17 protein-coding genes, 1 pseudogene and 2 riboswitches are annotated in these 24801 nt (G+C 43.9%); of the genes and pseudogenes, 6 read left to right on the top strand and 12 right to left on the bottom strand.

Going from position 1 to position 24801, the window contains the following annotated elements:
• Positions 1-115: 115 nt before the first annotated feature.
• Both HCR01_RS10260 and HCR01_RS10255 read right to left on the bottom strand, forming a co-directional pair.
• Positions 116-706 (bottom strand): thioredoxin family protein, encoded by a 591-nt coding sequence (locus HCR01_RS10260; RefSeq protein ID WP_193196109.1) that lies wholly within the window; start codon positions 704-706, stop codon positions 116-118.
• Between the two features lie 134 nt (positions 707-840).
• Entirely contained in the window at positions 841-3477 is a 2637-nt protein-coding gene (locus HCR01_RS10255; RefSeq protein WP_193196108.1) for an EAL domain-containing protein, read from the bottom strand.
• Between the two features lie 868 nt (positions 3478-4345).
• Here HCR01_RS10255 and HCR01_RS10250 point away from each other — a divergent pair.
• Positions 4346-6505: a PAS domain S-box protein gene (locus tag HCR01_RS10250; protein WP_193196107.1), complete on the top strand. Its 2160-nt coding sequence runs from the start codon at positions 4346-4348 to the stop codon at positions 6503-6505.
• Positions 6506-6589: 84 nt separating this feature from the next.
• Here the strand turns inward: HCR01_RS10250 and pruA are convergent, their stop codons facing one another.
• The 4 genes from pruA to HCR01_RS10230 form a co-directional block, all read right to left on the bottom strand.
• Positions 6590-9574 (bottom strand): L-glutamate gamma-semialdehyde dehydrogenase, encoded by a 2985-nt coding sequence (gene pruA / locus HCR01_RS10245; protein WP_193196106.1) that lies wholly within the window; start codon positions 9572-9574, stop codon positions 6590-6592.
• Between the two features lie 266 nt (positions 9575-9840).
• Entirely contained in the window at positions 9841-10545 is a 705-nt protein-coding gene (locus tag HCR01_RS10240) for a precorrin-2 C(20)-methyltransferase (RefSeq protein ID WP_193196105.1), read from the bottom strand.
• Between the two features lie 2 nt (positions 10546-10547).
• Positions 10548-11174, bottom strand: coding sequence for a precorrin-8X methylmutase (locus HCR01_RS10235; protein WP_193196104.1), 627 nt, complete (start codon positions 11172-11174; stop codon positions 10548-10550).
• A complete protein-coding gene (locus tag HCR01_RS10230) occupies positions 11099-12634 on the bottom strand; it encodes a NirA family protein (protein ID WP_226889239.1) in 1536 nt (511 codons plus the stop codon). Before HCR01_RS10230 ends, HCR01_RS10235 begins: the two co-directional genes overlap by 76 nt.
• Positions 12635-12703: 69 nt before the next feature.
• A riboswitch (cobalamin riboswitch) is annotated at positions 12704-12771 on the bottom strand.
• 127 nt (positions 12772-12898) lie between these two features.
• Between HCR01_RS10230 and HCR01_RS10225 the strand changes: the two genes are divergently transcribed.
• Complete coding sequence (locus HCR01_RS10225; protein WP_193196103.1) at positions 12899-13135, top strand: class I SAM-dependent methyltransferase; 237 nt, start codon at positions 12899-12901, stop codon at positions 13133-13135.
• A gap of 121 nt (positions 13136-13256) precedes the next feature.
• Here the strand turns inward: HCR01_RS10225 and HCR01_RS10220 are convergent, their stop codons facing one another.
• Positions 13257-14342 (bottom strand): SGNH/GDSL hydrolase family protein, encoded by a 1086-nt coding sequence (locus HCR01_RS10220; protein WP_193196102.1) that lies wholly within the window; start codon positions 14340-14342, stop codon positions 13257-13259.
• 141 nt (positions 14343-14483) lie between these two features.
• Here HCR01_RS10220 and cbiE point away from each other — a divergent pair, with 141 nt between their 5' ends.
• Positions 14484-15692, top strand: coding sequence for a precorrin-6y C5,15-methyltransferase (decarboxylating) subunit CbiE (gene cbiE / locus HCR01_RS10215; RefSeq protein ID WP_193196101.1), 1209 nt, complete (start codon positions 14484-14486; stop codon positions 15690-15692).
• Between the two features lie 742 nt (positions 15693-16434).
• Here cbiE and HCR01_RS10210 read toward each other — a convergent pair.
• The gene (locus tag HCR01_RS10210; RefSeq protein ID WP_193196231.1) at positions 16435-17190 is read right to left on the bottom strand and encodes a cobalt-precorrin-6A reductase; all 756 of its coding nucleotides are present in this window, start codon (positions 17188-17190) and stop codon (positions 16435-16437) included.
• Between the two features lie 204 nt (positions 17191-17394).
• A complete protein-coding gene (locus HCR01_RS10205; RefSeq protein WP_193196230.1) occupies positions 17395-17838 on the bottom strand; it encodes a DUF1636 domain-containing protein in 444 nt (147 codons plus the stop codon).
• Between the two features lie 21 nt (positions 17839-17859).
• A riboswitch (cobalamin riboswitch) is annotated at positions 17860-18035 on the bottom strand.
• Positions 18036-18203: 168 nt separating this feature from the next.
• Between HCR01_RS10205 and HCR01_RS10200 the strand changes: the two genes are divergently transcribed.
• Positions 18204-18362, top strand: a complete 159-nt coding sequence (locus HCR01_RS10200; protein WP_226889238.1) for a hypothetical protein — start codon at positions 18204-18206, stop codon at positions 18360-18362.
• 70 nt (positions 18363-18432) lie between these two features.
• Here the strand turns inward: HCR01_RS10200 and HCR01_RS10195 are convergent, their stop codons facing one another.
• The gene (locus HCR01_RS10195) at positions 18433-19188 is read right to left on the bottom strand and encodes an amino acid ABC transporter ATP-binding protein (RefSeq protein WP_193196099.1); all 756 of its coding nucleotides are present in this window, start codon (positions 19186-19188) and stop codon (positions 18433-18435) included.
• 170 nt (positions 19189-19358) lie between these two features.
• Between HCR01_RS10195 and HCR01_RS10190 the strand changes: the two genes are divergently transcribed.
• Positions 19359-20864: an ABC transporter permease subunit gene (locus HCR01_RS10190; RefSeq protein ID WP_193196098.1), complete on the top strand. Its 1506-nt coding sequence runs from the start codon at positions 19359-19361 to the stop codon at positions 20862-20864.
• 16 nt (positions 20865-20880) lie between these two features.
• On the opposite strand, the pseudogene HCR01_RS10185 reads toward HCR01_RS10190, so the two are convergent.
• Together HCR01_RS10185 and HCR01_RS10180 are read right to left on the bottom strand one after the other, a co-directional pair.
• A pseudogene (locus HCR01_RS10185) lies at positions 20881-21179 on the bottom strand (type II toxin-antitoxin system RelE/ParE family toxin).
• Positions 21176-21460, bottom strand: coding sequence for a type II toxin-antitoxin system ParD family antitoxin (locus HCR01_RS10180; protein ID WP_193196097.1), 285 nt, complete (start codon positions 21458-21460; stop codon positions 21176-21178). The pseudogene HCR01_RS10185 and the gene HCR01_RS10180 overlap by 4 nt, the downstream one beginning before the upstream one ends.
• A 666-nt stretch (positions 21461-22126) precedes the next feature.
• Between HCR01_RS10180 and HCR01_RS10175 the strand changes: the two genes are divergently transcribed.
• A complete protein-coding gene (locus HCR01_RS10175) occupies positions 22127-24799 on the top strand; it encodes a serine protease (RefSeq protein ID WP_193196096.1) in 2673 nt (890 codons plus the stop codon).
• Positions 24800-24801 lie beyond the last annotated feature (2 nt).

The raw sequence follows: 24801 nt of genomic DNA, 5'->3' as shown, positions 1-24801 counted from the left end.
CTTGGTACTTATTTATAGTACCACGCGAAAGTTACTATTGTAGACAACTCTGACTTTTTTAGTACCTAGTACCTAGTACTTGATTTGATGAGCTAATCTGATAGATGAACGGGTGCTAATTTACCACTTGGTTTCCATGACTGCGGGGGTCATCTTGACTAGCAGTTGGTGCTACTGGAGCTGAGAATTTGGAAACTTGCCCACTAGCTTGAGCATAGGGGAGAGACGAACCGCTAATTAAAGCCTCTAAGTTGCTAGACATAATCGTGCGGGGTTGGTCGCCGATCGCTTGCGCTATGGTTTCTCCACTCTGGCCCAAAAATACAAAATGGGGAATCCCATCCACCCGATATTTCAGCATTTCTGGTAGCCATTTGTTGTTATCCACATTCAGCATGACAAAATTCAGCTTGTCAGCATACTGTGTTTCTAGTTGGGCAATATCTGGTGCCATTTTTTGACAGACAGTACACCAATCAGCATAAAACTCCACTAACGATGGTTTGCCATTGCTAACAGCCACTTCTAAAGGTGTGGAACCCTGATCTAACTTAGCGAGGGAAACTGAAGTTGTTTGAGTTCGCAGTCCCAAGAATAAAGCAACGCTGAGGGCGATCGCTACGATTGCTATTAAGAAATTTCTCACACGCATTCCTAATATGGATTCAGACTTTGCGGGAGAATTAACAGGTGAATCCGTACTCATAACAGAATTATTAAAACTTATTAAGTACTAGCATCTTTAGTTTAACTGACCTAAACTCAGTTTCCGCGCGGAAACATTAAAGGGCAAAGGATAACCTTTTACCCGTGACCTCGCCAAGCTCCCTAAGTGGACTACTAAAGCTTTGTACTTTGACTGTAAAGAATTTCTGTAGCTTTCTGGACAGTAAGCGGTCGATAGAATAGAAAGCCCTGTACATCTTCGCAGTTGATAGATTTCAAAAATTCTAGTTCTTCTTCCTTCTCTACTCCTTCTGCGGTTAGCCTCAACCCCAAACTCTGCCCCAAGTTAACTATCGCCTTGACAATATGAGCTACTTTGACATCTGTCGTTAAATCTCGAATGAAAGACCGATCAATTTTCAAATTGTGGAGTGGCAACATTTGTAGGCGTGAGAGGGAGGAGTGACCTGTACCAAAGTCATCTATGGAGATGTAAACGCCCATCTGCTCTAGTTCCTGTAGCACAGTTCTGGTGAAGTTTAAATCCTCGATCGCAGTCGTTTCTGTAATTTCTAACTCTAAAAATCGGGCTTCTAGTCCCGTCTGTTCTAAAATTCTGGCTATAGTCTCGACTAAATTGGGTTGACGGAACTGCTTAAGAGAAAGATTGACCGCCATCGTCAAAGGTGGCAATCCGGCATCTTGCCAAGCCTTATTTTGATGACAGGCTGTCTGTAGTACCCATTCGCCGATGGGGAGAATCAATCCACTTTCTTCAGCAAGGGGAATGAAGACATTGGGCGCGACCAATCCCATCTCAGGATGCTGCCAACGCAACAGAGCCTCCATACCAGTAATTTGTCCTGTGGCAATGTTTACCCTAGGCTGGTAGTACACTGTTAATTCTGCTCGTTCTAAGGCATAGCGCAGATTTTTCTCCAAAGTCAAAAGTTCGGGATTCTTAGCACTCAGAGAAACGCTGTAGAATTGGTAGTTATTCCTGCCCTTGTCCTTAGCATGATACAGAGCGGCATCTGCGTGCTGGATTAAAGTTTCGGCATCAGGGCTGTTTTGATCAAGCAATGCAATACCAAGGCTGGCACTGACATAAAGTTCGTGCCCTTGGAGAGGAAAAACATTCTCTAAAGCTTGTAACATTCTTTGAGCAACCTGGGCTACCTCTTCGATATGATTCACTCGCGGCAGTAGAATAGTGAATTCGTCCCCTCCCCAACGAGCAAGGGTATCTCCGCCTCTAAGGGAGTCTCTCAATCTTTGAGCCACCCTTTGTAACAATTGATCTCCCAGCGTGTGCCCTAGAGTATCATTAATTACCTTGAAACGATCCAAGTCGAGGAACATCACAGCTAAACTGTCGCCATTCCGCCGCGCGTTGGGTAATGTTGTGGCAAGCATCTCGTTAAATAACAGACGATTGGGCAAGCCTGTAAGCAGATCATGGAGGGCCTGATAGCGAATTTTCTCCTCCACCTGTTGACGTTGCCGCGCACCAATGATACTAGCGGCCATCGTCAAGAGCGTGGATTCTTCGTGCCTTGACCAATGACGCTCACAGGTACAGTCTGCCAAACCGATATAACCCCAAAACTCGTCATCTAACCGCAGAGGAACCAAGAGCAGAGATTGTATCCCATCGCGGGTAAGATGTTCTCGTTCGACTGCGGGAAATTCTTGGCTGAGTCCGCTAATGGACTGTCCGCTAGAGAGAGCAGTGTACCAGCGAGCTAGTCCAGAAACCTGATAGGCTTGATTCTGCCAATGGTGACGAGAAGGTTGAATCGATAGACGCGTCCATTCAAATCGCAGGCTAACTGCCATCTCTCTTGTATCAGGATCGGGATGATTCTGGAAAAAGTAGGCACGATCAACCTTGGCAGCTTCGCCCAAAGTAGCGAGAGCTTTATCAATAGCTGTCTCGTAATTCATTTCCATCAGCAAATAATTGGCGGCTTCTGCAACTGCCTGTAGCAAGCGATCGCGCTGATGTAGTTCTGCTTCAGCTTGCTTTTGCTCAGTAATATCTCTAACAATAAAAGTTCTAATTAAATCACTTTCAGGAAGGTAGTGAACGGATTGTTCAAAAACTTCTGTGCCAACTTCTACCTCCCGAACAAAAGAATTTTTTTCTAAATTCTTAACCGCACTCAAAAGTCCTGCCAAAATGGGGTGCTGCTTACCAGTTTCCCTAAGTTTGGGGAACTTGAGAGATGCAGCTGGATTGAGATAAGTGACTGTCCCCTCTAAATCTGTCTCGATAATCGCATTGGGGATAAGTTCAGGAAAGGATGCTAAGCGAGCTAAGGCTGTATCGCTAGCTCCTTCAAAGCTAGGATCGACAACTAGGGTTTGAAAAGGATTAACGGGATTAGCTTGCTCCGACAGGAAACCAGATAGGTCATCAACTTGACAAGATTCAGAAAATGCTTTTTCTGATAGGTTAGAAATCGCATAATATTTGGCCTGAGCTTGATTATCGCCAAATACAATAACGTCTCCATGTTTGAGGTCATGGTAGGAGCATTTAGAACCATTCACGAATAAGCCATTAGTACTCCCTTTGCCGTTGAAGTTGCCATCAATAACCCGAAAGCCATATTGGTCAGTCTGTGGAAGAGTTACCCGTAATAAAATGGCATGTTGCTTAGATACTGACCGGGAACGGAGGACGATCGCATTCCCACTGTGCCGCCCAAGAGAATAAGTAGCCTCTTTCAAGGGGATAGTTCGCTCCCCTTGCGGGTCTTGGACGACCAACAAGTGGCGTATTTTTTCCCGCTCATTTCCTGACATGCCTGTTCCTCAAATCCTCCTGTAATATATGCCCAATTAGCAAGCTAGTTTTTTTAGTAGAAATCCTAACCGTTCACTCAACTCAAGAATCAGATTTTTCAACTTCGTCCATGCAATCACTGTCTTCCACTTTTTCCTTTCTTAAATAACCAGAATAAAATTAAATACCTAACAGAACACATGGTATATTTGCGGATTTTTGTTTGGAGCTAGCATAAACTTATGATGAGAGAAAAACTAATGCCATTAAGTTGAGCAGTATAGTTAGCTTAAAAAAAATGCTTATTGCAATTACACAGATTAAAATAACTAATATTTAAAGATGAAATGTTCAGTTTTTCAATAATTTTCGTGTTAGAATAGTAATTAAAGTATTAAATAATTTGACTTCTGAGTTTTAAAACTACAAAAATATTTGAATCCATAAAGATAATTTTTTAATTAACTACTGATGCTTAATGCTGGATAAAAAATACTCCCGCTTCCCCTGCAATAGTCTTGGTCGTGGTGGCAGCTGCCAAACTGTTGTTTGTGACTAATTTTTATACTAAATTTATAGCTTTATAAAATATTGTTTTCCATTTATGGGAGAATATACGTTTTTCATCAGGTGCATGTGAAACAGCTTTTTTCCCTAGCCTTTTTTGTAAAGCTGTTTTACTCTATTAGTGACAATGCTCTCAACTTAGTAATTATGCTCATCAATAATGTCAAAGATAAAGTCTGCGGCTGGCAAACTGTTAGCTTGAAGACAGAGAAACATTCAGTCAAAAGCCAGACAAGACCTCAACTATTGCAACAGAGGTTGCTATGTGCCATCCAGTAACAACTGTCTCAACACCAGGAATAAGACATAACTGTTGCTCAAGTGTACGGGAGTTCCGAACAACAGTTTTTACATTTATTTAACCTGTATGATGCTAAAACCCGCCTGTGCTGTCTATGTGAAGCAGGTTTTGAAGGTATCATATTACATAACTGTGAAATTATTTTAGATGCCAATCGTAGTTTGGCAAAAATAACTGCTTATGAAGTTAGAGAACTGATTGGTAAGAGGGTTTTAAAACTCGTTGTTCTAAAATCACAAGATTTATTTAGAAAAAAAATACTTTCCGGTTATGAAAAACCCTATGAAGTAATTGTAGTTAGAAAAGACAGTTCTACTTTTCCTGTAGAGCTACAAGGCAAAATTATTTCTTCCCAGGGGCAACCAATGCAAATGGTGGCGGTTAGAGATATTACAGAGCGTAAGCAAGCCCAAGAGGCTTTACAAATAAGAGAAAATGGTCGGAGTCGGCGAAAACAGAGCCAGACGCTAGTACAACTTGCAAAGAGCAAGACATTTCAACAAGGCAATCTGAATGCGGCGTTAAGAGAAATCACAGAAACAGCTGCTCAGACACTCTTAGTGAAGCGGGTTGGTGTGTGGTTATATAATGAAGACCGCTCAAAAATTGAATGTATCGATTTGTATGATATGTGTACTCAAGAGCATACATCTGGTATGTCGCTCTTGAAGGCAAGTTATCCTACTTATTTTCAGGCTTTAGAAGAGGAATGTAATATTGCTGTGTATGATATCAAAAATGATATCAGGACTCAAGAATTATCCAAATCTCATCTTTCTGTGTTAGGCATCACATCCCTATTAGATGTACCGATTTGGTTAGGGGAGCGTTTGGTGGGTGTAGTGTGCTATGAACATGTGGGCGACTTTCGCCAGTGGACTTTGCAGGAAGAGAACTTTGCTGACTCGATTGCAGATTTCGTGACCCTGGCCATAGAAGCAAGCAAGCAAAAGACTGTACACGAAGCACTGCGACAGAGTGAGGCACAATTTCGGGCGATTTTTGAGCGCTCCTCTATCGGTATTGCACTTATAGATATGAAAGTACAGATAGTTGATAACAATCCGGCGCTGTGCGAGATCCTGGGATATAGCCAAGAAGAACTATACGGTCAAAGCTTTACAGATTACATCGTAATCCAAAGGGGAGATTTAGAACTTTACAAACAACTGGTATCAGAAATTCGTGTAGATACAGAGAAAAGTACAAGGGTTGGGTTCCAAGTATCGGAACTTCTGCCAAGGGGAGACACCAAGGGCGATGGAAAGCAGCTTGTTGCTAATCGTATTGAGATGAAAAGACGCTGCTTGCATAAAGATGGTAACTTGGTTTGGACTCATATTTCTGTTTCTGTCATTCCAGGTACAAATGGTGAACCGGAGTTGTTTCTGGCGATGATTGAGGACATTACTGAGCGCAAGCAAACAGAATTGAAGCTGCGTACTTCTCAAGAAGCAGCAGAAGCCGGTAGTCGGGCAAAAAGTGAATTTTTAGCGACCATGAGCCACGAACTACGGACGCCTCTCAATGCAATCATGGGCTTGTCGCAGTTGCTACAACAAGAAATGGTTGGCTCTCTGAATGACAAGCAGCAAGAATATATAAGTTGTATATATAGTAGTGGTGAACACCTTCTAGCACTGATTAACGATATCCTTGACTTATCTAAGGTAGAGGCAGGCAAAGAAGACCTGTTGTTGTTACCTGTATCAGTAGCAGAGTTATGTAATTATGCCATATTAACAGTGAGCGATCGCGCCTCAGAAAAAGGATTGCAACTCACGTGTGAAGTTGATAAAGAAGCCGATATTTGCATCGCCGATGAACGGCGCATCAAGCAAATGCTCCTCAATTTGCTTACAAATGCGATTAAATTCACCTCAGTAGGTCACGTATCCCTGGTAGTCAAAAAAGTAGCCCAAGGGATGACGTTTACAGTTTTAGATACTGGAATTGGTATTGACTCAAGTCAGTTTCAATTTCTGTTTGAACCCTTTAAACAGCTTAATAGTCAGTTAAATCGTCAGTATGAAGGGACTGGATTAGGTTTAGCCTTGACACGCAAATTAGCACGTTTGCATGGTGGAGATGTGACAGTGACATCGACTTTGGGAGAAGGTAGTCAGTTCACTTTATTTCTGCCAAATTCAGCGGCTCTAGAAGAAGAGGAGAGAAAATGATTTCTGATTTACTTGCACCTCTGTGTCTTCGTGACTTTGTGGTAAAAATAATTTGAACCACAAAGGCACAAAGGCACAAAAAATTTATGAATCTACACCTTCAATTGGTGCAAAACCTTGACGCTGAATATTTTCTGTGACTGTGCGCGGTTCGAGGAATTGTAGCAGGTAATCAGGGCCCCCTGCCTTAGAACCAACGCCAGAAAGTTTAAATCCACCAAAGGGTTGCCGTGCAACTATAGCACCTGTGATGGTGCGGTTAATGTACAAATTCCCGACTTCAAAATCTGTCTGCGCCTGTTGAATGTGCGAAGGTGTGCGGGAGTAAAGTCCCCCAGTTAAAGCATAGTTTGTACCGTTAGCAACTACTAAAGCTTCCTGAAAATCCTTCACCCGAATTACTGCAACAACGGGGCCAAATATTTCTTGTTGGGAAATTACTGCATTTGGCGGTACTTCCGTAAAGATGACAGGCCCGATAAAATACCCTTGATTTGGTGCTGGTAACTCCAGTGCTAATTGCGCTTCTGCCTTACCTTTCTCAATATACTCGCGGATGCGATCGCGGGCATTAACATCAATCACTGGGCCAACTTGCGTGCTAGGTAACTCTGCTTCTCCAATGTTCAAGGATTTTGTCGCTTCCACTAACCGCCGCACAAAGGCATCATAGATCGGTTGCAGCACAATTACCCGCGAACAAGCAGAACATTTTTGTCCGCTATAACCGAATGCTGACTGCACCACTCCCACAACCGCCTGGTCTAAATCAGCACTTTCATCCACAATGATGGTATTTTTGCCACCCATTTCAGCAATCACCCGTTTCATGTGCTTTTGACCAGGCTTCAATGTTGCTGCTTCTGCATAGATTCTACATCCCACTTCTTGAGAACCTGTAAAAGCAATCACATGAGTATCGGGGTGATTTACCAAGTAAGCGCCAACTTGTGAACCCTTACCGGGTACGTATTGAAATACACCTTTAGGGATACCTGCCTCTATCAAGATTTCTGTAAGTTTGGCAGTAATTACAGAGGATGTTTCAGCAGGTTTGAGAAGAGTACAATTACCTGTAACCAAGGCTGCGACAGTCATTCCACAGGCGATCGCCAACGGGAAATTCCAGGGAGAAATCACCACAGCAATACCCCGTGGTTGGTAGATATAACGGTTTGTCTCGCCTGGTATGTCGTAATTTACACCTTTGTCTAGCCGTTCCATTTCATCGGCATAATAAAGACAAAAATCTATTGCCTCAGAAACCTCTGCATCTGCTTCCTTAACTGGTTTTCCAACTTCTAAAACTATCCAAGCTGAAAGTTCTTCCCGGCGTTGTTCCATCAAATCAGCGGCTTTCCGCAAAATATCCGCGCGTTGCTTAGCTGGTGTTTTGCGCCAAGCAGGAAAGGCCGCTTTAGCAGCTTGCATAGCCTGTTCTGCTTGTCCAACGCTAATCAATCCAACTTTCCCAATTACCTCACTAAAATTAGAAGGATTGAGAGAATCAACAACTGCCGACGTATCAACATACTCTCCATTAATCAACGGCAAATAAGTTCTACCAAGTTGTTGGCGAACCTCTTGAAAAGCTTGCATCGCCTTCCTTCTCCCTTCCTCCTCCGCATAATCCGTATCCGCCACACCGAGGAAGGAAAGAGGGGGAGAAAGGGAGAGGGGAGCAGGGGGAGACTGTTGCAACATTGGAGGTGCTAACAATTCCTCAATTGGTCGGTTTTCTAGATTTTGCCGTAAAAAAGAACTATTAGCCGTATTTTCCAACAAACGGCGGATGAGATAAGCCATCCCTGGTAGTAACTCACCATAAGGACAGTAAACTCTGACGCGATAACCCCTGTCAACCAATGCCTTTGCAATTTTATCGCCCATGCCGTAGAGAACTTGCATTTCAAAGCGACGACGGGGGACATTTAAACTTTCAGCTATGGCAATGGCGCGAGAGTGCGATCGCACATTATGGCTACCAATGGCAGAATACACATATTGATGATTCTCCAGCAATAACTGAGTAATGGTTTCAAAGTTAGCATCTGTTGCAGCTTTGTCATTGTAAACTGGCTGTGGCCAATGTTTCTGTGCTGCTTTGATAGTTTCTTGATCCCAATATGCGCCTTTTACCAAGCGGATTGTCAGAGGATAACCACGCTGTTTCAACCAAGCAATCAAATCTTCAGCATCTTGCTCGCTATCACGCAGATATGCTTGGATTGTGATGCCAATATCTGTACGTTGCTTAAACTCTTCTTCTAGTAACAGTTTTTTCAGGATACCGAGAGTTATATCTTTGTAGGCATATTGCTCCATATCAAAATGCACAGCTGTGCCTAATTCTTGAGCACGACGTAACAGAGTACGGATGCGATCGCTAACTTTTTCTTCACTACCTTTAGCATCTAATGGGTCAAATTGGGAATAAAACGCCGTTAGCTTCACAGAAACCTGAACCTTTGGTAGCAGTTCGCCATCTGCTTCATCAATAGCCGGGATAGTTGACCAATTCTTTGATGCTTCCACTAATTGTTGCATCAATTCTAAATAGCGTTCTAAATAAGACTGCGCTTCGGCTTCGGTAATCACCGCTTCACCAAGCAAGTCAATGGTGAAAGCCATTTTTTCCTTTCGCAGTCGTTCAACTGTCTTAATGACTTGTTTAATATTTTCGCCAGCGATATATTTATGAGCAAGAGTCTCTACCGCTGTGCCAACAGTTGTAGCAGCAACTTGCCCCGGCATGGAGTCCGGGTTAGCAAAGTTTAGCATTCCCTTCAGAGCTGCTGGTAATTCTACAGATTCATCTCCTAAATATTCTTGTAAATGTGAGGCAATTTCTGATTTGCTATGCAAAGCAGGCAGTGTGTCTATAAAACGAAATAGCTGCACCCGCAACCCAGGATTACTCATCGCCCAGCCTAGTAATTTATCATCCCAGCGCATTTGATCGCGCAGAGAAGCAAAAAATGAGCGATTTTCTTGTGTTGCTGCTAGAAGTTGTTTAGCAATTTCTTGAGTTTTAGCTTCGTAGGTGCTTGTTTGTACTTGTAATACCACTGTTAGTAAACTCCTTAATTTTGGGGGCTGGGGATTGGAGCAGGGGAGCTGGGGGAAGTTGCAGTAAGTCTTTCCCCTCTGCCTCCTAACTCTTGACCCTTGACCCTTGACCCTTGACTCTTGACTCTTGACCCTTGACCCTTGACCAATACCCAAGTAATACCAATACCCAGTCTTTATTAAAGGCTGTGTCTTCTATTTTGACGCGTTCATTTGGCTGCCACCATATTTAAGATGACTAATCATGCTCATGTTTCACCAAAGCCTTACAGTCGATTTTTGCTTGGCACTACAATCATCGAGAAATAAGGCACTGCTGCTGGGTCAACTTCATCCAGGGGTACAATTCTTTGCTGTGTCATTGTCGCCCGCTCAATGTATCTTGCCCGTGATGCTAATCCTAACTGATGCAGGATATCCCGCACTTTCGTAAAATGGCGACCCAACTTCATAATAGCCGCTGCGTCGGTTGCTAGTAGATGTGTAATTAACTCTTCTGCTGGTAGTGGGGCGGGTAGAACTGTCAGAATATCTGTGTAATAGGTGAAGGGTACGCCCAAGGCTACCGGACAAGCCATCAGTGAGGAAACTCCAGGGACAACTTCCGTTTCGTACTGTTCAGATAAACGTGTGAAAACATACATAAAGGAACCGTAAAAAAACGGATCTCCTTCGCACAACACCACTACATCTCGCCCTGCTGCGAGATGTTCAGCGATTGGTTGAACTTCTTTATCGTAAATGGACTGTGCCTTTTCTGGCTCTAAGGCACGGGGTAGGTGGAAAGCTACCTCAATTTGATGGCCAGTTAAATACTGCGCGACGATCGCCCGCGCTATACTCTCTTTGTCTGTTGCTGATTGATAGGCGACTACGGGAGCAGCCTGTAATAGCCGCAGCGCTTTCAGGGTCAACAGTTCTGGATCACCTGGCCCTACACCAATTCCGTAGAGACGACCTTTGCTTTTCATGTTTATTCTTCCTCTGTTGCCAAGGCGTTAACTGCTGCTGCTGCGATCGCACTACCGCCGCGCCGTCCATGTAATGTTAAAAATGGTACATTTCTGCTGTCTGCTGCCAATGCTGCTTTCGATTCTGCTGCACCGACAAATCCAACAGGAAAGCCCAAGATTACAGCAGGTTTAGTCACGACCGTATCCAGCATTTCTAACAGCCGGAACAGTGCTGTGGGTGCATTCCCAATTGCTATCACTGCTCCTTCTAGATGCGATCGCCATAATTCCAGAGCAGCAGCAGACCTCGTTGTACCCATACGCTGAGCAAGTTCGGGTACTTCAGGATAGTTGAGGGTGCAGATAACTTGGTTATTTGCAGGCAGCCGCCGCCTAGTAACGCCTTCGGCAACCATCCGGCAATCGCACAAAATTGGCGCTCCCGCTGCCAGTGCTGCCCGCCCAGACTGTACCGCTGTTGGCGAATATCCCAAGTCGGTAACAATATCCGTCATTCCACAGGCATGAATTAAACGTACAGCAATTTTTGCTACATTCACTGGTAGAACATCTAGGTTCGCTTCTGACCGGATAATGGCAAAGGAATTACGGTAGATTTCATTGGCATCTCGGATGTAGTCGGGCATTGGATTTGAGAATTAGAATTTTGGCTAGGGAATAACTGTTTTAATTGAGCAATTGCATACCGATTAGCAAATTCCCCAAAGGATTCGTCGGAATTCCTGCGTTGGATTTCATACGTCTTTAGCATCTGCTCAAATAGTGCAGGTAGTTCCTCAAAAGTCACATACTGGTAAAGTTCACGACCAAATTTCTGGTTATTATCACCGTCACCAACATAAACGTGATAACCCTCCACAGTTCCATTATCCACCTCAACGTTGACACCGAGCAGGGTAATATCACTCTTAGTGTGCTGGGCGCAGGATTTTTCGCAACCGCTGAAGTGGATATTGACTGGTCGATCCAGTGTAAGGCGTGTTTCGAGATACTCTGCTAATGCTAAGGCGTGTCTTTTAGTGTCAGTGGCAGAAGCGGCACAGCCCTTGTTGCCAGAACAAGCAACTAATGCACTCTTAATGTTAGTTACCGAGGAATCTAATCCTAACAAAGCAAGTTTACTTTGCACATCGACAACCCATTGCTGAGGAATATCAGTGAGGAGCAAATTCTGCCAGGGAGTCAGTCTGAAAGTTCCATTACCGTATTTTTCTGCCAAATCAGCCAAACCCCACATTTGAGCGCTTTCCAGTCGTCCAAGTGGCAGCACGACACCAATATAGAATAAACCTTGCTGACGCTGGGGATGGATGCCGATATGCTGATATTTGGCAGGTGTGATTTGATTTTGACACTCTTGAATGCAAAAAAGAGGAAAACGCAGACTTTGCTGGACTTCCTGGAGATAATTTTCACAACCTAAAGTATTCAACAACTCTCGCAGACGTTGCTTGCGCTTGCTTGTAGTGTCAATATGAGCCAGATAAACATTAGCCAAAGCTGCCAAAACTTGCAAACATTGCTCTGGTGGCAACAAAATTCCCACATCGCTTAGTGCTCCCTTTGTACCTACACTGAGATAGAGGCGGAAGTAAACACTACCATCAACTAAAACAGCAGCAAAGGTGATATCGTTTAGGCGATCGCGTACTGAAACTATGCCACCACCATCGAAGCAAACGCTAAATTTGGCAGACAGTCCCGATAGGACAGGATGTGCGGCAATATAATTATCCCAGGCTTGAACAAAAGGGCGGGTATCGATCAATTCTTGTGGATCGATACCAGCAGTGGGACTAGTCATTATATTGCGGATGTGGTCTACAGCAGTATTAGTAGAACCTAGTCCTATATCCTGTAAATGCTTAAGAACTTGAGCGTTGATTTTCGTGTGGATTTCGCGGACTTGTATGTTAGCGCGATTAGTCACGTCCACATAACCACCGCCGTGATGGTCTGCTATATCTGCGATCGCCCGGCACTGTAGACTATTAAGAATTCCGCCTGGTATTCTGATCCGAGATAATATACCGTCTTCGGCAGGTGTCGAGTAAAACAAGCCAGGACAAGTGGCACCAGATAACAAGACTATAACTCCTTCCCCGTGCTACGCAGGGAGTAGACAATGAGTATGGCTTTAGGACATCCCTGGGGTTGGCATTCTGACTTGGGTAATCCCATCACAGCTGCGGCACAGTCCCGGAATTTCACCGGAGTTTCCCAACACCAGGCTTTAGTAATCTAGCATGAGAAGGTAGTTAGAACGTTGAACACTTTATATTTTGAATCAACTTGATAAGCTAATTGTTAATTAAGATATGTATTAGAAAATATTTGAGCGACTCAAAAAATGGCTGTTTATGAGCAAATTGGCAAAGGCTACGACCTAACTCGCCATGCTGACCCTGAAATTGCTAAGCAATTAGCTGATTACCTTCAACTTAAATCAGATTGCTTATATCTAGATGTAGCTTGTGGTACAGGAAATTACACTTTAGCTTTAGCCAAATACGATGGTGTTTGGCATGGAGTAGATCAGTCAAAACAAATGATTGATGCCGCTAAAAACAAGAGTAATGCAGATTAATAGTTAAAATAGCTGCCTAGGAATGAATTCCTAGGCTAATAGCTAAAGCTGAGCATGAATTCTCTTTATTAATCAAGCTAAGTTTTGATAGGTTTCTATTACAGGGACATTCGCCCATTTACTATGAACGAACCATTACTTTTTTTTGTTTCCACTTCCGAACTAGCTTGGTTCCAAGGAAGACGCCAGATGCTAGCTCAACCAATATAAGTGAAGGTTCAGGAACAGGCTGAGATTGATTTGTCAGGGTTTCAAAAGCTAGGTTTCCAAGAGCTTTATGTGCAGCGCTTGTAGGATGAAGATCATCCCAGAACAGATATTCATCTGGATTATCACAGACTGAGATCGGGTTGTCTGCTGAGATGGGATTAAACAAAGGAGAGTTAGCTAAGCAAGGGGAAGTTACATTCGTAAAACCAAAAGTTGCTGGCTTTTTGATAGCTGTATTAAACAGGGAACCTACATCCAGGGTTTTTAAGTTAATTCCAGGTAAGTTACTCAGTTGTCCAAAAGCCTGAGAAAAAACTGAATTGTGCCCCGCAGTCAATTGGTTCAGTTGATTAGAAATTTGGTCGCCCCGACGCAGACCAATTGGTGTAGCACCCAAAGATGGCAAATTTGCGACTAAGAAATTGCGAGCGCCTGCGTCAAAAAGTGTCGTGACTGCATTAGACAAATTTGTAACTGGCTGGGTTGGATCTGTTACACCACCACCCAAATAATCGTTTGCACCAGCCCACAAGACGTAAAGCGCTTCGGGATCTACAGTAGTGTTGTCTTGTTTAAATTGAGCAACCTGCTCTTGTAAACCTACGAAACCATCTAGAGGAAGAGGGAAAGTGTTCTCATCTCCTGTGGTTGCCGCATTGGTAGCAAAGTTAACACCTGTAGGACTAGCTCCTCCCACAGAGCGAGATATTGGGGGTAACGGAATTTCTAATTTAGCTGCTAGAGTATCTAACCATATAGGGCCATTAGCAAACCGCCCCTTAAAATATCCCAGTTCGCTGGGAGGAATAGTAATTGGTATGGTCTTCTCGGTGATATCAAAGGAATTACCTGTGTCAGAAAGACTATCACCGAAGGCATATATGCGGCTAAAGATTGCCGCTTGTGCTGCTGACGGAATAAAAGCTACAAGTGTAAGGGGTAGCGAAGTTAAGAACAAAGTACGGCACACTTGAGTAAAAACTTGTCGAAGGTGCATTCTCAATTTTCTCCACAAATTTAGCAGGGACGGGTTTGATGTCAAATACTACATTATTTTTTGGTTAAGCTAAATTCTGATAAGTTTTTCCGATAATATGCGTGAAATTTGCCTATTTTTATTGGGAAAAGTTTGCTAATTATGACACGAAAATGGCTTTCTATTGTAGGGATTGGCGAAGACGGGTTACAGGGATTGAGCGCGATCGCTCATTCTCTAATTGCTCAAGCTGAAATCCTCGTGGGAGGCGATCGCCATTTAGCAATGTTGCCCACAGATGACCAACGTCAGAAAATAGTTTGGACTTCGCCAATTAGCGCCTCGGTAGATGAAATCATCCGCCGTCGGGGTCAGTCAATCTGCGTACTCGCAAGCGGCGATCCTATGTGCTACGGCATCGGTGTCACTTTAACGCGGCGAATTCCTGTGTCTGAAATGACGATTGTCCCTGCACCTTCAACCTTCAGCCTTGCTTGTGCCAGATTAGGATGGTCTTTAACTGACGTGGAAACCTTAAGTTTGAATGGTCGTCCACCTTCTTTGCTCCAGTCATACATTTATCCTGGAGCACGGCTATTGATTTTGAGTGAAGGTAAGGATACAGCCGCAATTGTTGCCCAACTCTTGATAGATCGCGGCTATGGTAGTAGCAAAATTACTATATTAGAACGCATGGGCGGCAGTCAGGAACGGATTGTTGAAGATACGGCTGTATCCTGGAGTGGTGAACTCGCTACTCTCAATGCGATCGCAGTTAATTGTATTGCCGATGCTGGGGTTGTCCCTTTACCCAGACTACCAGGACTACCAGACAATGCCTACCAGCACGATGGACAGCTAACCAAGCACGAGGTTAGGGCAATTACCTTAGCAACCTTAGCTCCCACACCTGGAGAACTACTGTGGGATGTCGGTGCGGGTTGCGGCTCCATTTCTATCGAATGGATGCGGAGTCATCCCCGGTGTCGGGCGATCGCGATCGAACAAAACTCGTCCAGGCTGGGTTACATTGCTGACAACGCCGCAGCTTTAGGTACTCCAAACCTGCAAATTATTGAAGATAAAGCGCCCAATGCTCTCAAAGACTTGCCTACACCCGATGCTATCTTCATTGGTGGTGGGGTGACAGCAGAGGGACTTCTCGATGTCTGCTGGCAAGCACTGCGATCGGGTGGACGTATAGTAGCAAATGTTGTGACAGTAGAGGGCGAGCAAACGTTATTTAAATGGCGTGAACAAGTTGGAGGCAATTTAACCCGTATTGCCATTCAAAGAGCGGAACCTATTGGTAAATTTTTGGGCTGGCGAGCAATGACACCTGTTACGCAATGGATAGCTGTAAAACAGTGACCAAATCCTTTGGACGGGGTGTAAGAGTATAGGGGTATGAGGGTATAGAGCAAGAATCTAGCTCCACAAAAAGATACCTGCACCATTATTTATTTATGGATCAAATCAAGAATAAGTAATCAGAACTTACGCACTCAGATCCCCCAACCCCCTTAGAAAGGGGGCTTTAGACGTTCCCCCCTTTTTAAGGCTACGGTGTACACACATCTGTGTACAAAACCAAAATCGTTGTATATCCTCCTAAATCCCTTTTCAAAAGGGGGACTTTGAGAGGTTTTTGCCCCCCTTTTGAAGGGGGGTTGGGGGGATCAAAAGCCTGTAGGGCAACTCTAAAAGACTTGTGTGTACACCGTAGCTTTTTAAGGGGAGCCAGCGCGGTCTTCTCCCTTCGCGTAGCGTCTCGTAGAGAAGGGGAGACGCAATCATGCGATGGGGTCTCCCCAAGTGGAGCGACTGGCGTGGGTTAGGGGGGATCGGGGTTTCAGGCTTCAGTGCGTAAGTCCTAGTAATTTGTTTGTAAATTTTAAAAGTTCCGAGTTCCGAGCACGAAGTTCCGAGTTCTGAGCATGAAGTTCCGAGTTCCGAGCATGAAGTTCCGAGTTCCGAGCACGAAGTTCCGAGTTCCGAGCACGAAGTTCCGAGTTCTGAGCACGAAGTTCCGAGTTCCGAGCACGAAGTTCCGAGTTCCGAGCACGAAGTTCCGAGTTCCGAGCACGAAGTTCCGAGTTCCGAGCACGAAGTTTCAAGTTCCAAGCGAGCCGTGCAATTTTTCAAGCAGCCACGCCAACACATCATCAATATTCTTCACCTGCTCACCTGGTGGTATGGCTGGACGATTCACCATAATAACTTGCAGTTCCAGTTCCCGCGCTGCGGTAATCTTGGCATAAGTTGCATTGCCACCACTATTTTTACTGACAATGGTATCAATGTTGTTGTGAATCAGGATTTCCTTCTCTTTATTGACGGCAAAGGGGCCGCGATCGCACAGTACCACTCCTGGCGGTATCAAGGCATCGGGGGTAGGTGGTTCAATCATTCGCATCAGAAACCAAATTGCCTTCAGGTGTGCGAAGGCAGCTAGTTCTTGCCTACCAACTGTCAAAAAAACCCGCTGTGCTTGGTCTTGCAGGGCTGTGGCGGCAGCTTCAATAGTGTCAACTTCGATCCAGCGATCGCCACTTACCTTTTCCCAAGGAGGGCGAATCAACATCAGACGGGGTACTCCAACTTCAGTTGCAGCCGCCGCCGCATTGAAGGAAATCTGAGTAGCAAAAGGATGGGTTGCATCGATTAGTAAGTCGATTCCCATCTGACGAAGATAGCTAGCCAGTCCAGCCACACCACCAAAACCCCCAATCCGCAGATCGCCTAACGGCACTGACGGTTCACTAGTACGACCTGCTAAAGATGTGATTGCCTCTACCCCTTGGATAGTAGCCACTCTTGCAGCTAGTTCTGCTGCTTCTCCCGTTCCGCCGAGAATCAAAACACGCATCATAATGTTTTCTCTGCGTTTTACTGAGGCAATAACCCAAGCCGCTGCAATAACTTCTGTGTGCTTCTCATCATTTTGATTGATGAAAGTTTTTTTGCAGTTTATTAGGCATTGGAGATTAAGGGAGAGGTGACAAGTTACAGGTGATAGGGAATAATCTGTAACGTGTATCCTCAACCTTACTTCAGTCCTCAGTCTTATTGATTAAATTTCTGTTGTGTTAACTTTCTCTACGGGTATAGACGGAATCTTGGCTAAAATCCCCTTTTTCAGAAGTTCCGGTCGCTCTGACCAAGGCAGTAAACCATCAGGATTGGCATAGTATTGACTAGCACATTCCAGCACAGCGGATGCACTGCCATCAATTGCCAAATCACCAAACAGATACGTTAATTTGCCTTTAGCAGCAAAAGCGACGACGCATGAACGGTTACAAGCACTCATGCATTCAACTTCTTTAATTAAGAATTTATTTCGTAAGTCCCAATCTTGTGCAAGGTGCTGAAGCTGCTGTAGTAGTTTTTGACCACCACTTTCACCTAAGCGCTCTCCATTTTCCCATACACTGGCACAAGTTTTACAAACAAATAAACTATGGTAACTATCAACCAAGCAACTGGTTGTAGAAATATTTGCAGCAGCAGTCATCTGTACCTCGCAGATGTGTAGAACTGATAAGTCTATTTCGGTGGGCATCCTGACTTACTCAATTTTCGATTACTTAGTTCGCTAATCTCAAATCTCAAATTGGTTCACAGTTGCGAGACAGCGGCGGATTTGCACCGAACTTTCCCCATTACCTCTGGTGACTGACCCCCACCAGAACCGAATGACCTTGTTCGATCATACACTAGTAATCTGCCAAGGAAACTTGACTCTTGGCTCCTGACTACTTCTTAGTCAAAGCTAGAATATGATGATTTACAAACCGTGAGACTAATCTTTTGCGGCAGTCAACTATAATTTCGCGCGTGAATTACTCAAACAATCTACAGGTATATGCCCCATCGTTAATGTCCCTGAATGATCGTGATTGGAAAGTTTTGGTAGATCTATTTGACAGGGACGACGGTGATGAAATTGAAGCCGACATCAACAGCAATTTGCTATGGCTGACACCTGAACCATGTTGGGAAGACGACCCCTTTGATTTCTTGCGCGAATATCTTTGAATCAGTGCTGAGTGATGAGTCAAGAGTCAAGAGTTATTAATTATTCTCTCCCCCTGCTCCCCCTGCTCCTCTATCTGGCGTTGAGGCGACTGAGGAAAAGACGTAGGCGATCGCTTTGCGGATTGCTCAAAACTTCATTAGCTGGGCCTTGTTCTGCTACAATACCTTGATCTAAAAATATCACCCGATTTGCTACTTCTTTTGCAAATTGCATTTCATGGGTGACAATCACCATTGTCATGCCTTCGGCTGCTAATTGTTGCATTACTTGCAGAACTTCGCCGACGAGTTCTGGATCTAAGGCGCTGGTGGGTTCGTCAAATAGCATGATTTGGGGGTTCATACACAAGCTACGGGCTATGGCTACTCGTTGCTTTTGTCCTCCAGAAAGTTGTTCGGGATAACTAGAGGCTTTGTCAAATAAGCCAACTTTTTCTAGATATAATCCTGCGAGTTGGGCGCTTTCTTTCGGTGTTTTACCCAGGACTTTACGGGGAGCGAGTGTCATATTTTCTAAGACACTAAGATGGGAAAACAGATTGAATTGCTGGAAAACCATGCCTACTTGTGTCCGCAGTTGCCGCAGTTGGCTATAGTCAACTGTAGGTCGAGATAAGTTGATACCGTTGACTATTAAGCGCCCGTTGTTAATGGTTTCTAAGCGGTTGAAGCAGCGTAGTAGGGTACTTTTCCCACAGCCGGAGGAACCGATAATTGCAACGACTTCTCCCCGATTGATTTCGCCTGTGATTCCTTTGAGGACTTTCAGGGAACCAAAGTTTTTTTCGATAGTTTCAAAAATTATGGCGGGGGTGGTATTGTTCATTGCATCTGTCAAGCTGCTCTAGAGTTGATTGTAGTGTTTTTAACGAACCGCAGAGGAGCCAGTGCGTTGCGCGGGTTCCCACGGCAGTCCGCTCAAGTCGGGAAACCCGCCCACGCGGCTGCCTCCGCGTTGTAGCAACTGGCGTCGCGCAGAGGGAAAGAGAAAATAATATGGCTAAATTTGGTTTTGGGTGTTGGCTGCGCTGGTTTGTGGTTGTAGGTTTTAGCTGTTTGTTATTGGTTAGCTGTGGTGTGAATTCTAGTGTAGGGAAGACTCTGCGGGTTGCTACGGAACCAGCTTTTCCACCTTTTGAGTTTCAAGGTAAAGATGGTGAGTTGCAGGGTTTTTCTTTTGATTTGATGAATGCAATAGGAACTGCTGCTAACTTCAAAGTGGATTTTCAAAGTCTGCCTTTTGATGGCATTATCCCAGCTTTGCAAGGCAAGACGGTAGATGCGGCGATTAGTTCGATTACGATTACAGAGGAAAGGGCGAAGTCTGTTGCTTTTTCCCGTCCTTATTTTAAGGCTGGGTTGGCGATCGCAATCCGCGCAGATAATCAAAATATTACTGGCTTTGATAGTCTCAACAATCAAAAAATTGCAGTACAAATTGGCACAACTGGCGCTGCAAAAGCTAAGAGTATTCCCGGTGTGCAAATCCGCAGCTTTGATTCTGCACCTTTAGCTCTGCAAGAATTGCTCAATGGTAATGTGGATGCGGTAATTAATGATGCACCAGTTACTTTATATGCCATTAATACGGGCAATCTCAAGGGCATTAAAGTAGTAGAGCAACTGCTAACAGAGGAGTTTTATGGGATTGCTACAGCTCAAGACTCGCCTTATTTGGCACTGATAAATAATGGTTTGGATAGGGTGCTGGGAAATGGCACTTATTCCCAAATTTACCAAAAATGGTTTAATGCTGAGCCGCCATCATTACCAGCTCAATCGCCATTTGAGAATCAGACTGGCGCTGATGCACCTAGAATATTTACCTCAATTGGCGTGATTGTGCAGTCTCTTCCGGCTCTATTACAGGGTGCTTTGGTGACGCTGCAATTAACAATACTTTCTGTGGTGCTGGGTTTAGTTGGGGGTTCCTTGATTGGAATTGTCCGCCTTTCTCGTATTGCACCTGTGCGTTGGCTGGCGCGGGCGTATGTGGATTTTTTCCGGGGAACGCCTTTGCTAGTGCAGATTTTTATGATTTACTTTGGATTACCTGCAATTTTGCAAGAACTTGGTTTAACTTTTACCTTTGATCGCTTAGCTGCTGGGGTAATTGCCTTAAGTTTGAATAGCGCTGCATATATTGCTGAAGTTGTCCGCGCAGGGATTCAATCAATTGAAGTAGGACAAGCAGAAGCTTCAGAATCACTAGGTTTGAGTTCTGTGCAAACTATGCGCTACGTGATTTTTCCTCAAGCTTTTCGGCGGATGATTCCACCGTTGGGTAATGAGTTTATTAGTTTGTTAAAAGATACGAGCTTAGTTTCTGTAATTGGATTTGAAGAGTTGGTACGCAAAGGACAGTTAATTGTCGCAGATAACTATCGCGCCTTTGAAATTTACGCGGCTGTAGCGGTGGTTTATTTATGTTTGACGGTGCTTTCTTCACAGGCGTTTAGTCGCTTAGAAGTGTGGATGAATCCGGTTAAGCGTAATTCGTAATTAAGAAGATGATTGATCATTCTTCGCTTGAGAACAGAACTTCTAAATCACGATAGCCGCTGACAATGCGGACAATTTCTATGTTGTTGTTTAATGGACGATAAAAAATTACATAGTCTTCTATAGGAAAACTTCTTAACCCTGATTGGAGGTTATCAGCCTTTTTCCCATCGCCGGAAAATCGACTAGCAGCTTGCACTGTCGTTGTATTTTCTCTTTCAGCCGTCTAGCCGCAGCAGGACTAAATTTGATCAAATAGCGGTTAATCTCTGCAAGATCCTGCTTGGCGGTAGGAGCGAAGATGTACCGACTCATGCAGATTCCTCGGTTAACTGGATTTGCGCTTCTGCTTGTTGAATTTCTAACTCTAACTCTACAAATACAGTATCTCCATCAATTCCTAGACCTCGATCTAACTCTTCAATACCGATTTGAATTTTCTGTTTTAGTTCTGTTAAACGTTTTTCAGCAAGACGATCGCGTTCATCCAATAATCTTAATCCTTCTCGAATGACTTCACCAGCAGAGGGGTAGCGACCACTGTTGACCTTATCGTAAATCAACTGTTCGAGTTCTGGAGTTAAGGGGATGTGCATAGTTTTGTGGCTGAAGTCTACTATCTCAATTGTAGCGATCGCCCTGCTCCCAGACTACTGTCACTACAATAGAATGTAACTACATTCAACATTTCTGGCTTTAAATATGAAAACAGAAATCGAAAGAGAAGAAATTATCAAGGCTAGTAAAAATTAATAATTTAGCCATATAACCCCGTCTAGAAGGGGTAAAAATTCGACGAGCGGAATGAAACCCAACCTTGTATCTTAGTTTATGCGATCGCTTTTCGATGTAATAAATAAAACTTTAAGAAAAATATCATAGTCCACGAAGCTCTGAGGTTCATCGACGGAGTTCAAAGACTCGTTCATGAGTATCAAAGACTCATTTACAAAGCTCTGAGGTTTACCGACGAAGCTCTGAGGTTCATTTACGAGTATCAAAGACTCATTAACGGAGTTTAAAGACTCATTCACAAAGCTCTAAGGTTCACTCACGAAGCTCTGAAGTTCATTCACAAAGCTCTGAGGTTCATCGACGAAGCTCTGAGGTTCACTCACGAAGTTCTGAGGTTCATTCACAAAGCTCTGAGGTTCATTCACGAGTATGTATTAAAGATTTATCCGGATGTATCAAAGATTTATCCGGTTTTTGGCGATTTTCGGGTAAGTCCTGGTAAAATCTGAGAACTTATTAGCATTATTATGCACAACCGTATATTTACTACTTTATTTTTAACTCTATCTCTAGCTACGACACCCCAGTTTGTAGTCGCTCAAAATAGTATTGAACAGCTATTTCAACAAGGCGAAGCTGCCGAAGTCGTCGGTAACAACTCCCAAGCCGAGACGATTTGGCGTAGAGTTTTGCAACTTGAACCAAATAATGGCAAAGCTTATAACAATTTGGGGAATGCTTTGCGGCGACAGGGGAAAATAGATGCAGCATTAGGAGCGCACAAGAAAGCGTTAGAACTCAATCCTAATGATGCGGAAGCTTACGTTGGTATAGGGAATGTGCTAAATGCTCAAGGTAAATTAGAGGAGGCATTAGCATCTCACCAAAAAGCCTTGCAACTCAACCCTAACTTAGCTACTGCTTACAACGGTCTGGGCAATGTGCTGAGTAACCAGAAGAAATTAGATGCTGCGGTTACCGCCTACCAAAAAGCGATTCAACTAGATCCTAAATATACTTTTGCTTACTACAATCTCGGCATTGCCCTGAAAGATCAGAATAAATTAGATGCTGCTGTCGCCGCCTTCCAAAAAGTAATCCAACTCAACCCTAACTATGTTTTTGCTTACAACAATCTCGGCAATTTGCTTGATGAGCAGAAGAAATTAGATGCAGCAGTTGCCGCCTACCAAAAAGCGATTCAACTTGACCCTAACTATGCTATTGCTTATTACAATCTCGGATCTGTCCTGAGTGACCAGAAGAAATTAGATGCAGCAGTTGCCGCCTACCAAAAAGCGATTCAACTCGACCCTAACTATGCTAATGCTTACTACAATCTCGGCAATGCCCTGAGTGACCAGAATAAATTAGATGCAGCAGTAACCGCCTACGAAAAAGCAATTCAACTTAACCCCAACTATGCTAAGGCTTACTACAATCTCGGCATTGCCCTCAAAGACCAGAAGAAATTAGATGCAGCAGTTGCCGCCTTCCAAAAAGCAATTCAACTTAACCCCAAATATGCTGATGCTTACTACAATCTTGGCATTGCGCTTTATGACCAGAATAAATTAGATGCAGCAGTTGCCGCCTTCCAAAAAGCAATTCAACTTAACCCCAACTATGCTAAGGCTTACTACAATCTCGGCATTGCGCTTTATGACCAGAAGAAATTAGATGCAGCAGTTGCCGCCTTCCAAAAAGCAATTCAACTTAACCCCAAATATGCTGATGCTTACAACAATCTTGGTGCTGCCCTGAGTGACCAGAAGAAATTAGATGCAGCAGTTGCCGCCTTCCAAAAAGCAATTCAACTCAACCCCAAATATGCTACTGCTTACTACAATCTCGGCATTGCGCTTTATGACCAGAAGAAATTAGATGCTGCTGTCGCTGCCTACCAAAGAGCAATTCAAATCGACCCTAACTATGCTAAGGCTTACAACAATCTTGGCTATGCCCTCAAAGACCAGAATAAATTAGATGCAGCAGTTGCTGCCTACCAAAAAGCAATTCAAATCGACCCTAACTATGCTACTGCTTACAACAATCTCGGCATTGCTCTGAGTGACCAGAATAAATTAGATGCAGCAGTTGCCGCCTACCAAAAAGCAATTCAACTCAACCCTAACTATGCTGATGCTTACAGCAATCTCGGCAATGCCCTGAGCCAGCAGAATAAATTAGATGCAGCAGTTGCTGCCTACCAAAAAGCAATTCAACTCAACCCCAACTTTGCTAAGGCTTACATCGGTTTAGGTCTTTCGCTGTTACGACAGAATAAATTCGATGCCGCCGTAGCTACCATCCAAAAAGCTCTTAAATTACCAAAAGATGATTCTACAATTTCCCCAAATGAACACACTCTTGCTCATAATGGCTTGGGTTTGGTGTTCCAACTAAAAGGAGAACTAAAAGAAGCCATTGAACAGTTTGACAAAGCAGAAAACCTTGACTCCAATTTTGTCTATTCGGGTAACAACTATAGAGAAGCAGAGCGGTTATTGATAGAGCAAGAGAATAAACTAGGTAGTGTAGAAGACGATCGCCAATGGTTGCCTAAAGATGATCTAAACGTACCCGTTAAGCGTTCTGTAGTACTTATCACTGCAGATTTTTCTGTTTCTAGTAGCCGTGAACGCCAGGGATTTGAGCGTGGTACTGGTATAGTTATTAAGCGAGAAGCCAACCGGACATTAATCCTCACCAATCGTCATATCATTTTTGATGGCAATGAGCAGGGTAAAAATATTCAAGTTGAATTTTTCAGTTCACCGCCACCCAACCGAGTGCGAATGCGGCGAGATGCCAAATTGTTCAAAGTGACTTCTGTTGACGAACAACTCGATTTAGCCGTTTTGGAAGTTACTGATAATCTGCCAGAAGATATCCAGCCTTTACCCATCTCCTCAACTGCGATCGCCTCGAAAATGCCCATTCGGATTATCGGTCATTCTGCTGAAAGGCGTGAAGATAAATTTTGGTCTATGCAATCAGGACAAATCAGTAACTATCAAAACCAGCAATTAGAAATATCTCAAGCTGCACTCACACCTGGTTATTCTGGCAGTCCTGTGCTTGACTCGCAAAATCAACTTTTAGGTATTGTCTTTGCCCGTAAAAAAGGTGAAGACCGAGATTTCGCTTATCCTATGTCTGAAATTCAAAAACAACTGCTTACCTGGAGCATTCCTTAAAC

Source organism: Nostoc sp. MG11, assembly GCF_014904695.1.
In the GTDB taxonomy this organism is placed as follows: Bacteria; Cyanobacteriota; Cyanobacteriia; order Cyanobacteriales; family Nostocaceae; genus Komarekiella.
Note: the sequence above shows the minus strand (reverse complement) of the source record. Positions and strands in the feature narration are given on the sequence as shown.

What these genes read in the sequence shown, in the direction of transcription:
- HCR01_RS10260 (WP_193196109.1), bottom strand. Translation starts at nt 706, where the DNA reads ATGAGTACGGATTCACCTGTTAATTCTCCCGCAAAGTCTGAATCCATA.
- HCR01_RS10255 (WP_193196108.1), bottom strand. Translation starts at nt 3,477, where the DNA reads ATGTCAGGAAATGAGCGGGAAAAAATACGCCACTTGTTGGTCGTCCAA.
- HCR01_RS10240 (WP_193196105.1), bottom strand. Translation starts at nt 10,545, where the DNA reads ATGAAAAGCAAAGGTCGTCTCTACGGAATTGGTGTAGGGCCAGGTGAT.
- HCR01_RS10235 (WP_193196104.1), bottom strand. Translation starts at nt 11,174, where the DNA reads ATGCCCGACTACATCCGAGATGCCAATGAAATCTACCGTAATTCCTTT.
- HCR01_RS10225 (WP_193196103.1), top strand. Translation starts at nt 12,899, where the DNA reads ATGGCTGTTTATGAGCAAATTGGCAAAGGCTACGACCTAACTCGCCAT.
- HCR01_RS10220 (WP_193196102.1), bottom strand. Translation starts at nt 14,342, where the DNA reads ATGCACCTTCGACAAGTTTTTACTCAAGTGTGCCGTACTTTGTTCTTA.
- cbiE (WP_193196101.1), top strand. Translation starts at nt 14,484, where the DNA reads ATGACACGAAAATGGCTTTCTATTGTAGGGATTGGCGAAGACGGGTTA.
- HCR01_RS10210 (WP_193196231.1), bottom strand. Translation starts at nt 17,190, where the DNA reads ATGCGTGTTTTGATTCTCGGCGGAACGGGAGAAGCAGCAGAACTAGCT.
- HCR01_RS10205 (WP_193196230.1), bottom strand. Translation starts at nt 17,838, where the DNA reads ATGACTGCTGCTGCAAATATTTCTACAACCAGTTGCTTGGTTGATAGT.
- HCR01_RS10200 (WP_226889238.1), top strand. Translation starts at nt 18,204, where the DNA reads ATGTCCCTGAATGATCGTGATTGGAAAGTTTTGGTAGATCTATTTGAC.
- HCR01_RS10195 (WP_193196099.1), bottom strand. Translation starts at nt 19,188, where the DNA reads ATGAACAATACCACCCCCGCCATAATTTTTGAAACTATCGAAAAAAAC.
- HCR01_RS10190 (WP_193196098.1), top strand. Translation starts at nt 19,359, where the DNA reads ATGGCTAAATTTGGTTTTGGGTGTTGGCTGCGCTGGTTTGTGGTTGTA.
- HCR01_RS10180 (WP_193196097.1), bottom strand. Translation starts at nt 21,460, where the DNA reads ATGCACATCCCCTTAACTCCAGAACTCGAACAGTTGATTTACGATAAG.
- HCR01_RS10175 (WP_193196096.1), top strand. Translation starts at nt 22,127, where the DNA reads ATGCACAACCGTATATTTACTACTTTATTTTTAACTCTATCTCTAGCT.